Source organism: Saliphagus infecundisoli (assembly GCF_020177375.1).
GTDB classification, from domain to species: Archaea; Halobacteriota; Halobacteria; order Halobacteriales; family Natrialbaceae; genus Saliphagus; species Saliphagus infecundisoli.
Genome location: NZ_JAIWHV010000014.1, coordinates 69,152 through 80,231, shown reverse-complemented (window position 1 = coordinate 80,231; position 11,080 = coordinate 69,152). Strand labels below are relative to the sequence as shown.

Below are 11,080 nucleotides of genomic sequence, written 5' to 3'. Positions count from 1 at the left end.
CGCGATCGCCGGGTAACTGAGCTCGGTTCTCTTTGTTGTCGACGGGTCAATCGATCTGTCGCAGCGTGCAGCGGTATCTTCAGCTGGCGCCAGGAGAACCGGTGAGGCGGAATTCTTAGACAGGCTCCATAATAGGCTGAAAACAAGCTAATTTGATCGAGTCTCGTCGGATCAAGAGAGGCCAAAAACGAGAAATACTTGTTCCGCTCCGTTCGTGGACGGTTTTCTGGACCGGTGACAAACCCCGTCTCGTCGACAGCGTAAATCGGAAAGTCGTCGCACTCGGTGGTCGTATAGCGGAAAAAGGGCATCAAATCGAGTACTATTTCAATTTCCGACAGGACTTTCCGCTCACTTTCGACAGCAATCCGCCCTAGGTCATCAAGTTCATATCGTCGAGACTTATTGACGCAAACCAAGTCGTCTTCCTCGAAATTATCAATTGCCAATCTAATCGCAGAATACGATAGCGAGTCATACTGGTCATCAAGTCCGCTTTTTGTAGCAGGTTCCGTTGCCAGTAGTTCCAGAAGCACTCTTCGGGACGTAGAAGATGGCATTTCTGCCAACGCAGATCGTTCTCGTGAATTTAATCGCATGAACGCACGTAATGCGATGGCCCCCGCACCGGTGAGAAGATAGCCATCTTGATTTCTGTCTACGAAACCGACATCAACAAATAGAGTAATAGTATCGTACACTGTGTTCCGAGAAACGTCGCACTCAGTTGCTAACTCCCTCACCTCAGCCGGTGTCTTTCGAACAGCTTTCAGAACAGATGTAGCGGTCGATTGAGCATCACCTTCTCCAATATCTGCAAGAGCCAGCACCAACTTACGTGCAATCTGCGTCGTCGAATCAGAATTACCATGAGGATCCATGTGAGTAAATGTTCACCGCTTGTATCATCCGAGTCCTTCATTAAATATTCTCCTCTAAATTGGTAGAATATTTGATTCAATAGCCTGAATTATTCGACATTATAACCACAAGAATTACGATACGGTTGGACTAAGCTACAAAGACATGGGCACCAATAACATCAAAGATAAGTCACTAATCGACGACCAAATGACGATCACTGTCGAGGGCTTAGATCTCCCTGAGGATGACGAGGAGCGGGATGAGCTACTCAACGATATCACGCGACTAATACGGCAGAAAACACGAGAGGATGGTGAATCTGAACCGGGTAAGATAACGATCACGGATTGTTATCAATATGCGACTCTCCCCCCCGAATGTCCGCGGTGCGGAGGAGAGCCTCATCGTGCGGACCCAACGATTCATCCAGACAAACCACGTGAGGCCCAATCAAAATTGGATTGTCGAAAATGCGGCTATACGGCCTCTGCAATATACAAACTCGTAGATATTGAGAAAAATAAATATCTCTCCGAGATAAGGGCTGAACGCTACATTAGTATTGTCGCTGATGGCGAAGTGATTCCCGAATATCAGTCTTACGAACGATAGTTTTCTTTGAGCCAATCTCTCTGTTGGTAGACTTTCTATAGTCGTGTTATAGAATACAGCCTCAATAGGAGTTGCTGTCGCTGAGTAGGGGCTGTGTAACAATTTGAACGGGGATAAGAGTTGGAACTATATGCATGATCTGACCGGCTTTCAACGCGATCTCCTATACGTCATCAGTGGATTCGACCAACCCTCAGGTCAGTCCATTAAAGACGAACTCCAGGAGTACTACGAGACGGAGATCAATCACGGACGGCTCTACCCCAATCTCGATACGGTCGTCAACAAAGACCTTGTCGAGAAAGGCCAGATCGATCGACGGACGAACTATTACGCTATCACGGAAGCAGGGGAAGACGCAATTCAAGAACGGCGAAAGTGGGAAGAGCAGTACGTCGAGATGTGACGGACCCGCAGATTCAGCCGCTCGATACGGTCCTCTCAGCCAACTAATCTGTCAACAGGAAGCATTATGGTGGCGGGGTGGGCTCGTCGGTGCATGGCATCCAATAGCAACCTGCCAAATAAAGTCACAATCATTGGTCGAGGAGTCCCATCAAACTATGAAATTAGCATCGATGGAGCCATCGAGGAGATCGATACCGAATCCCGTGAAGATGGGACGATCGTCTCTGGCCGGGTGGCTGAAGGAGTGATCGAAACCGGCGTCCAGCGATTCCGCTTTTCTGGAGAGATGGCGAACGTGCATCTCGTCGATTGGAACGGGACTCCAGCGCCAGAGTCGCCGAGCACCCCGGTTGTACATATCGATTATGGTGTCTCCGATCGAAGTAACCACAGCTGACACCGAAAGGTGTGGGAGGAATAGTAGTATTCTGACCCACTCTAGGTGAAATTACTCTGGAATTACTCAGAATCGCCATCACTGACGATCCGCTCTTCACTAGAAGTCACTTATTCATAACAGATTGAGTCCGCAGAGACCCGCTGGATAAATATTTCCGAGCGAATAATATGTTAAAGAAACCCGATTGGAAGGAGAGGGCGAGTAAGAGAGACATTCAACCTGATTTAGATACATTTAGCGAAGTAGTTTAATTCGACTTTTCGCACGCTGCAAGAATCACTTCAGGGTCATCCACAAGTTGATTTTCCATGTAATTTCCTTTTCCTTTCCCTGCCCACTTGCGCTCCTGTTCAATAATAGAAAGAAATTCGAGTTCTGAGAGAATATCCCGAACTCGACGAAGTTTCAGGTGTGAAGACTCGTCTCGATCGCATAATCGTTTATAGAGATCAAACACTTCGGTCGTTTGAACAACGTCATTATTCCGATCAGGCTGTTGGGCCAACAACGCCATTGCCTCTAGAACTAATTTCGCATGACTGGGTGATTTGGAGATGAGTTCCGCAAGTCGATTCGTCTCCTCTCGCTCGTGTGCTTGTTCGACACAAGAGCCCGTGACGGCCTCAAGACCGTTCTCTTCAGCTATCTCACCAGCAAATCGAAGAATGTCAATTGCCTTTCGAGCGTCACCATGTTCTCGGGCAGATAGCGCAGCGACACGAGGAATTACTCCGTCTTCGAGAACATCGTCTTCGAATGCATCAGATCGTGAATGGAGAATTTCTCGGATTTGGGTTGCATCATACGGTGGAAAGACATACTCACGCTCGCAGAGACTAGACTTGATTCGTTCATCAAGCGATTCTTTGTATCGGACTTTGTTCGAAATGCCGATCGTCCCAATAGTGCTCGAGGATAGTTTTCCTGACTCAACGGCTCGAGACAGTTGCATCAGAATATCGTCCGACTCGATCTTGTCGACCTCGTCGAGGATCACGAGTGCTGCGTCGAATCGGGCATCGATAATCTGCCACAGCCGTCGATAATATTCTGATGTACTTAATCCAGCATGAGGAATACTAATATCGGTATCATTCTGGTCATTAAGTTGATGACCGATCGACTGGACGGCCTGCGTTTCTGTAGATTCTTGGAGACAATCGACATAAGCAACCCCGACCTGAACGTCATTCCCCGCTGCTCGAGAAATTGCTTGGTTCGTGATGAACTTTGAACATAGCGATTTTCCAGTTCCCGTTTTCCCATATACAAGCACATTGTTAGGGGTATTACCCGTGATCGCCGGCTGGATTGCGTTCGCAAGGTTCGTGAGTTCTTCCTCACGGCCAATGATCCGATCACTATCTGGGAGATGAGATACTTGAAGAAGGTCCTTATTCTGGAAGATTTTGTTTTCTAGTGTGAAATAGTCGTGATCGTTTGTCATTCTCTTAGAGAATGGGTCAAGTGAGAAGGACTTAAATCTTTGGACCCTAGTGCCGCTGTATATGGCTGAATGTTGAGCGTAGACTCGCTCTATCTGTGTTTCTCTACCCAAACCTGCCGCTGTATGGGGAGTGCAACACACCACGTTTCCGCTGTAACGAATACACGAGGAGTGGAATGAAACCCGTAGCGACCCCTTGGTGCCGCTGTATGCCAGACGTCAGACGAGTTGCTACCAGGCGATTCTGCAGTCCGGAGTGCCGCTGTATGGAGATGAATTCTTCCGGAACGAGCCAATCCCAGTTGGTTGAGACCCCTCAGTGCCGCTGTATAGGGACACACACACCCCGGAGTGCCGCTGTATAGTTTGGGAGATGATTCGACGAGAATGAGAGGTGACTCTCAAGAAATCAAAAGAAGGCCCAATAACAAGAGGGAAGCTGTAGCACCAAGGAAGGAGCGGTTCTGGTGCATGATTCGACTGCGTTCGATATATCGATACGATGCGTTCGATACGCTTAGTGGTCGGTAACACAGCCATCGTATTTATATCTATGGTTTTATTGGTCATTCTAACCATCGCCACCCGGCCAAAATATTTGGAGGTTTCCGGCTACTATCGGAATATGGTCTCTTGAGGGTTTCTGTACCGTCTATACAGCGGCAACGAGGGGTGTGTCTGCTTTTGGCCACCTCATAGTAGCATCTCAAGTGCCAAATCTGGGGGTTTGGAAATGATATCCGCCAACTTTCCAATGCAGCTATGAAAAACTGTCCACAGCTGCGAGGAGTTCTTCTACGAACCCTGCGAGAATCGTCTCATGATCATCAGCATTTCCTCCTGCCGGAGGTTCCCATAGCTCGACATCGATGGCCTGAGCTGTCGTTGCAGAGCCTTCTGTCGCGGTGACCATGAGAATCGCTTGCTGATAGATGACGACCGTTCGATCCTTGTCTACGTCAAGAAACTCAATTGCAGCTGATTCAAGCGCAGCACGAAGGTTGAGTGGTTCATCAAGAGAGTAATGATGATTTAGAGCCTCGTCATCGCCGGTCATGCTGTGTACTTCTTTCTGTGGGTACAAATGCTTGATCGTCGTTCCTGTCCTGAAAATAACCACTCATCAAACCCGTCATAATAACAAATCCTCTTTCAACTGGTCCTGCGATGAGAAGTCTCTCATCCAACTTCATGCCGAGGATGATATCAATCGAGCCGACTAAGCGATCCGTAGAGTTCCTCGTTCTGAATATGCGTACAAAACTGTGCGCACAGCCGACAGCAGTCCCCTGCATCAGTGAAGGTCCGAACGCTAGCGTCCCATCGAGCATGGACCGATCTGAGCATTGCGCTTCGAACGGACGGTTCTGCCGCGACCATCATTCGCCGCGATCGATCGGGTGGAGTTGCCTCGGCTGCTGGCCCTTGCATCTCATCCGCTGACAGCAGATCCTCGAGAACACTCCCGATCTCGATCCCGACCCCGAGATTATCACCGACTTGGGGGGCGAGAAAAATCGTCGCGTTACTTGCCTGCGCAAACGCAATACTCTGTGTTGCGGCATCCATCTCGTCGAGTGAGATCCCGACGTCGATCGCGAGGAATGCATTGAACCCACGGTCGCGAAGACAGTCACGCGTCTCCTGAAGAAGCCGTAACACTTCATCCTCGGCGTACTCGCCACTGGTCTCGTTCCATGTCGCAAATGACGGGACATCAGGTTCCCTCTCTGTATCGGTTGGCAGGAACGTCTCGACGTCGAACGTCCGGTATGGGCCCATCAGATAGACGAGAAATTCTTCGCGCTGAACCGGCTCGAGGGCTTCCGAGTCACCGATCGTTCGAGGGAGCTGTTCGATGAGTCGTTCCCGCATTCGACTGAGTCCTTTGTAGACATCGTTTATAAATACCGGCGATATCAGTATATTTCGAGTGGAGAACGACTAAGTACGTGCCACTCCACTCCTCGACTGAGGCAACCTCATATGTCCGAAACTGACCACCGCTCCACGGACGAGGTTCGCCAGCCCGAGCCGCCACTCCCTGAAGACAGTGGATTGACGCTCGAGGAGTATCTTGCGATGCAGCAGGCGATCGGTCATCCAACGCGCTTCCATATCCTGCGAACGCTCGTGGTCAACGACGAGTTGAGCACGACCGATCTGAAAGCTGCGATCGACGTTGAGTCCCATAACTTCCATTACCATCTCGATGATCTCGTCGATGTCGGGTTGGTCGATAAGCGCCAGCGGCGGACGGCTGACGGTCAGGGGTTCTATACGTACTATCGACCGACTGCGATGGGACGCGGAATTCTGGAACAGGGCGTCGAGGAACTCATGCGTCGCGAACGCGAGTTCAACGACGCCTATTCATGAACTGATGACCGTCGGGCGGAGCCTGGAGCGATCCGAACCGTACTCTGGTTGTGGAAACGTATGACTGGGCCTGCTCACCCTCTCGATAGGTAAGGTATTTTCGCCTCCCCAATAACGGACTCACAGACGCGATGAAACTCGAGTTCGACGACGGGACACTCCTCCTTCGTGGGGCCACCGAAACGGTCCCGTATGCGGAGTGGGATGACCGCGTCGATGAGTATCGCGCTCAGGCGTATCGGTATCGGGCGCTACTCGAATGGGCTGGGACGTGGGCTGAGACAAGTGGACAGGAAGCGGGTGACGCTGACCAGCGAACACTACAGCAGGGATTCGAGCAGTCAATCGAGGACGCCGCCCGTGACTATCCCGATCTTGACCTCACACCCGCCCTCCACATCGAACCTCGTGACTACCAGCAGGCCGCTCTCGATGCGTGGATCGACCACGGACGACAGGGCAGCGTCGTTCTCCCGACGGGGAGCGGGAAGACCTTCCTCGGTCTCCAAGTGATCGCTGACGCCGGCGTCAGCGCACTCATTGTGACGCCAACGATCGATCTGATGAACCAGTGGCACGCCACGCTCACGAACGCCTTCGGCGACCAACTCGTAGAGCCGATCGGCGTTCTGGGCGGTGGGTCTCACGACGTCACTGCGATCACGGTCACTACCTACGACAGCGCCTACCGCTACATCAATGAGTACGGCGACCAATTTGGCCTACTCGTCGTCGACGAGGAACACCACCTCCCCGCACCGACCTACCAGCAGATCCCTGAAATGACGATCGCGCCGTATCGTCTCGGACTGACCGCCACCTACGAGCGCCCCGACGGCAAACACGAACTCTTAGAGGATCTCATTGGGCCGGTCGTCTACCAGGAGGACGTCGACGAACTCGCCGGCGAGTATCTCAGCGAGTACGAGACGATCCACATGTCGGTTGAGTTGGCGGCCGACGAACGCGAGCAGTACGACGAAGAATACCAGCTCTATCGCGACTACGTCGATAGCCACGAGTTCGATCTCTGGAAAGAAGAGGGCTATGCGGAGTTCCTCAAGCGGACCTCCTACGACCCACAGGGTCGGCGGGTACTCGTCGCCAAACAACGGGCCGAACGACTCGCCCGTACGGCCGAAAAGAAACTCGACACGCTCGATACGCTGATCAAACGCCATCACGATGACCGCGCGATCATCTTCACTGCCAACAACGACTTCGCTTACGACATCTCCCAAGAGTTCATCGTTCCCTGTATTACCCATCAGACGGACACCGGGGAGCGTACGGAGATTCTCGAGCGGTTCCGCACTGGAGAGTACTCGATGCTGGTGACCTCACAAGTTCTCGATGAGGGAATCGACGTCCCTGCGGCGAACGTCGGGATCATCCTCTCGGGGAGTGCCTCGAAACGCCAGTACGCCCAACGTCTCGGTCGGATTCTCCGACCCACGGATGAGCGCCAGCCGGCGCGCCTCTATGAGATCATCGCCGAGGAGACGATGGAGACGTACGTCTCTCAACGCCGCCGCGAGGGGGTGACGGCCAGTGCTGACAGCTGATCTCGCCCGGTCACGCATGACTGACGACGGAGTCACACCGTTGTTTATCGACCCCGAGAACGAGTGCTACCGGCAGACCGCCCGTGACCTCATCCAGTTGTTCGAAGCGCATCTTGACGAACCGAAAGGCGATCTCGAGGATGCGATCAACGAACTGACCGTCGAAGATACCGATTACAAGATCGTTCAGGGCCTGGCGAAGCTCTTGAAAGACGAGTGTGAGTTCGAGATCGTCGCCCCGGCTGATCCACATGAGATTCGTCGGCGGCTGTTCGAGAGAGCCAACGAACAGTATCCGATCGTTCGCCAGCCCACACTCGGCGAGGACACGCAGAAGTTGGAAGTGTACAGTGGGATCGCCGACGAGTTGGGCATCTCGCTCCAAGAGTGCTACCAGGGGATGTACGCTGACCTCGAGGACAACAAGCGACTCGTCAAGATCGGGACGCGGACGGCTGAGCAGTATGCAAGTAGTGAGGACGGAGATACATCGACGTCGACGACTGCGCTAACCGGCAGTAGCAACGAGGAGTACGAACGGACGGATCTCACGGTTGACTGGTTGCTGACTCGGTACAACCTCGCGCTCGCCCAGGCAGTGCTCTACGATGCGACGGAGATGCGCATTCGCGTCTGGGATCACTACGGGACGGTGTTCAGCTACGTGAAGTTGTTCGGGCTGATGCACCGGATTTACCCGATCAACGCCGATGGCGAGCGCGTCGAGAGTACGGATCACGCTGCGGGTTACGAAGCGGTGCTCGATGGCCCGGCATCGCTATTTTCGCAATCCCAGAAGTACGGGATCCGAATGGCGAACTTCCTCCCGGCACTCCCGCTCTGTGATCGGTGGGAGATGACCGCCGAGATCCTCATCGACGAGGCACTCGGCGAGACTCGAGAACTCACGCTGGACGATACTGAAGGACTGGACTCGCATTACAGCGCCGGAGAGCACTTCGATAGCGACGTCGAACGAACGCTCGCCCAGAAGTGGGAGCGGGCGACGACGGACTGGGAGTTAGTTCGAGAAGACGACGTGTTCGACCTCGGCGCGGAGGTGATGATCCCCGACTTCGCGATCGAGCATCCGGACGGTCGCCGGGTAATTCTCGAGGTCGTCGGGTTCTGGACGCCAGAGTACCTGGAGTCGAAACTGGAGAAGATTCGGCACGTGGAGGCTGACAACTTCGTGCTCGCTGTCTCTGAGCAACTGGATTGCGCGAGTGAGGACTTCGGAAGCGCTGCTGATCGCGTGCTGTGGTTCAAGACTGGAATTCACGTTTATGACGTGGTTGAGTTGGCTGAGACGTATGCACGAGAGTCTGGACCATCAGCTCCTACGGAGATGGATACCTGAAGGAACAGCCGCATCATTTGACCTCTCTCGCTATCAAGGAGCATCGTTATCCCACCCTTGTGCAACAAAACTCCTCCCCGATCAAAGGAACGTTGCACAAGGTTCATTGTTGATTGCCTAGATGCATCTTGATGCCTTTGGCTCGCGACTAGCGTCATATGTGTGGACGGAATTAGCTCTTCATCCCCGCTACGGACCTCGAGGATCGATTCGGTGCCAAGATTGCCACAGGCCGTGAGTATACACATCGCTACAATATCGCCCCCGGTGACAGACTGGAGGTCATCACCAACGATGCACCCGATGCGATCGATCAGTACCACTGGGGACTGATCCCAGAGTGGGCAGACGACCCCGACGACGGCCTCATCAATGCGAGATCGGAAACCGCCGATGAGAAACGGACGTTTCGAGATGCGTGGGAGTCGCGGCCGTGTCTCGTACTTTCCTCTGGGTTCTACGAATGGCACGCTCGAAACGGTGGTCCGAAACAACCGTATCGCATCTTTCGCGAAGACGGGCCGGCGTTCGCGATGGCCGGGCTATGGGACGAGTGGGAACATGGAAGCGAGACACGCTCCTGTGTCACGATCCTGACGACCGAACCGAACGACCTCATGGAATCGATCCATGACCGAATGCCGGTCGTCCTTTCGAAAGATTCTGAATCCGAGTGGCTGTCGGCCGACCCAGACACGCGGAAAGACCTCTGTCAGCCATACCCTGAGAACGACCTCGATGCGTACGAGATCTCAACGCGAGTCAACAACCCCACCAATGACGATCCGTCCGTAATCGAGCCGCTCGACCACGACCAAACGGGACTCGGTGAGTTCTCGTCTTCGTAGAGAGTCTTTCGGAAATTTCGGAAATCACCCGCCACCGTTTATCACCCCTCCCACTGAACGGGTCGTGATGTGATCACCGACGCTCGGGTCTTCCAGGACGAATTCGTCCCCGAGACCGTCGTGAATCGGAACGCCGAACTCAACCGCCTCTCGGGGATCATCGAGCCAGTCCTCCATGATGATCCCTCCGAAACCGCCTGCCTGTTCGGCCCGACGGGTGTCGGGAAAACCTGTTGTGCCCAGTACGCCCTTGAGGATCTTCGAGAGACGACGTTCGACGTCGAAACGGCCTACATCAACTGCTGGCACAACTACAACAGCTATCGCGTCCTCTACCGGCTTCTCGACGAACTCAACCAGACGCTGGACGTTCACCGCCAGTCGACACCGCGCGACGAACTCTACGAGCGCCTTCGGAACGCGGATACCCATCCCTACGTCGTTATCCTCGACGAGGTCGACCAACTTGAGGATCAGGACGTCCTCTACGACCTGTACGCGCTGCCCCACCTCGCGATGATTCTCATCGCGAACGACGAACAGGAGCTCTTCACCGGCCTCGATGACCGCCTCTACAGTCGCCTCCGCGGCAGTGAGTGTGTCGAATTCGAGCGGTACGGCATGGATGAACTCGTGAGCATCCTCGAACAACGCGTCCAGCGGGGGCTCAACGACGAGGCACTAGACCGAACGCATCTCGAGCAGGTGGCTGACGCGGCCGCCGGCGACGCACGAGTCGCGATCGGCATCCTACGGACGGCTGTTCGCCAGGCATCTCGTGACGGGGCGACCCAACTCTCGAGGGAAGATATCGACGAGGCAATCCCCAAAGCACGGACCGAGCTTCACCGGAAAACGATCGATCAGCTCATCGAAGACCAGCAACTCCTCTATGAGATCATCGCCGATCACGGTGAGATCACGCCGGGGACCCTCTATGAGGCCTATGAGACTCAACGCGAGGCGCCGAAATCCCGTCGGATGCTTCGCAACTACCTCTCGAAGATGGAACACTACAACATCATCGAGGCAGACGGGCAGAAACGCAGTCGCGTTTATCGAGTTTCGGAAACCGATTTCGGAAACGCTGGTTCCTAACCCCAGAAACGCCAGACTGTACGGCGATCTGTGAACCTCCAGCGAGCGTTTCGGAACCACCGGAAACGCCACGCCGGCGCTTATCGGAACCCCTCGTGA

General features: G+C 53.8%; 11 protein-coding genes and 1 pseudogene. 8 read left to right on the top strand and 4 right to left on the bottom strand.

Translation table 11 applies throughout. The annotated features are described in order from the left end of the window. Nucleotides 1-881: pseudogene (locus LCF40_RS15135) on the bottom strand (hypothetical protein); the annotation flags it as partial. A 190-nt stretch (nucleotides 882-1,071) separates the two neighbouring features. Here LCF40_RS15135 and LCF40_RS15130 point away from each other — a divergent pair. From LCF40_RS15130 to LCF40_RS15120, 3 genes are all read left to right on the top strand, one after another. Next, a complete protein-coding gene (locus tag LCF40_RS15130) occupies nucleotides 1,072-1,476 on the top strand; it encodes a hypothetical protein (protein WP_224829076.1) in 405 nt (134 codons plus the stop codon). A 130-nt stretch (nucleotides 1,477-1,606) separates the two neighbouring features. After that, nucleotides 1,607-1,882: a PadR family transcriptional regulator gene (locus LCF40_RS15125; RefSeq protein ID WP_224829075.1), complete on the top strand. Its 276-nt coding sequence runs from the start codon at nucleotides 1,607-1,609 to the stop codon at nucleotides 1,880-1,882. 93 nt (nucleotides 1,883-1,975) lie between these two features. Then, nucleotides 1,976-2,281 (top strand): hypothetical protein, encoded by a 306-nt coding sequence (locus tag LCF40_RS15120; protein ID WP_224829074.1) that lies wholly within the window; start codon nucleotides 1,976-1,978, stop codon nucleotides 2,279-2,281. A 250-nt stretch (nucleotides 2,282-2,531) separates the two neighbouring features. On the opposite strand, the gene LCF40_RS15115 is transcribed toward LCF40_RS15120, so the two are convergent. The 3 genes from LCF40_RS15115 to LCF40_RS15105 form a co-directional block, all read right to left on the bottom strand. Then, nucleotides 2,532-3,731 carry a Cdc6/Cdc18 family protein gene (locus LCF40_RS15115; RefSeq protein WP_224829073.1) on the bottom strand — a complete coding sequence of 400 codons (1,200 nt, stop codon included), beginning with the start codon at nucleotides 3,729-3,731 and terminating at the stop codon, nucleotides 2,532-2,534. 760 nt (nucleotides 3,732-4,491) lie between these two features. Then, complete coding sequence (locus tag LCF40_RS15110) at nucleotides 4,492-4,788, bottom strand: hypothetical protein (protein WP_224829072.1); 297 nt, start codon at nucleotides 4,786-4,788, stop codon at nucleotides 4,492-4,494. Between the two features lie 149 nt (nucleotides 4,789-4,937). After that, the gene (locus LCF40_RS15105; RefSeq protein WP_224829071.1) at nucleotides 4,938-5,606 is read right to left on the bottom strand and encodes a DUF7509 family protein; all 669 of its coding nucleotides are present in this window, start codon (nucleotides 5,604-5,606) and stop codon (nucleotides 4,938-4,940) included. 111 nt (nucleotides 5,607-5,717) lie between these two features. Here LCF40_RS15105 and LCF40_RS15100 point away from each other — a divergent pair, with 111 nt between their 5' ends. The 5 genes from LCF40_RS15100 to LCF40_RS15080 all read left to right on the top strand — a co-directional run bounded on the left by LCF40_RS15100 (nucleotide 5,718) and on the right by LCF40_RS15080 (nucleotide 10,981). After that, nucleotides 5,718-6,110 carry a winged helix-turn-helix domain-containing protein gene (locus tag LCF40_RS15100; protein ID WP_224829070.1) on the top strand — a complete coding sequence of 131 codons (393 nt, stop codon included), beginning with the start codon at nucleotides 5,718-5,720 and terminating at the stop codon, nucleotides 6,108-6,110. 131 nt (nucleotides 6,111-6,241) lie between these two features. Beyond that, nucleotides 6,242-7,675: a DEAD/DEAH box helicase gene (locus LCF40_RS15095; RefSeq protein WP_224829069.1), complete on the top strand. Its 1,434-nt coding sequence runs from the start codon at nucleotides 6,242-6,244 to the stop codon at nucleotides 7,673-7,675. Continuing rightward, nucleotides 7,662-9,035 (top strand): DUF790 family protein, encoded by a 1,374-nt coding sequence (locus LCF40_RS15090; RefSeq protein ID WP_224829068.1) that lies wholly within the window; start codon nucleotides 7,662-7,664, stop codon nucleotides 9,033-9,035. The genes LCF40_RS15095 and LCF40_RS15090 overlap by 14 nt, the downstream gene beginning before the upstream one ends. A gap of 182 nt (nucleotides 9,036-9,217) precedes the next feature. Continuing rightward, on the top strand, nucleotides 9,218-9,883 hold the full coding sequence (locus tag LCF40_RS15085; RefSeq protein WP_224829079.1) for an SOS response-associated peptidase: 666 nt from the start codon (nucleotides 9,218-9,220) through the stop codon (nucleotides 9,881-9,883). 69 nt (nucleotides 9,884-9,952) lie between these two features. Next, nucleotides 9,953-10,981 carry a Cdc6/Cdc18 family protein gene (locus LCF40_RS15080; RefSeq protein ID WP_224829067.1) on the top strand — a complete coding sequence of 343 codons (1,029 nt, stop codon included), beginning with the start codon at nucleotides 9,953-9,955 and terminating at the stop codon, nucleotides 10,979-10,981. Nucleotides 10,982-11,080 lie beyond the last annotated feature (99 nt).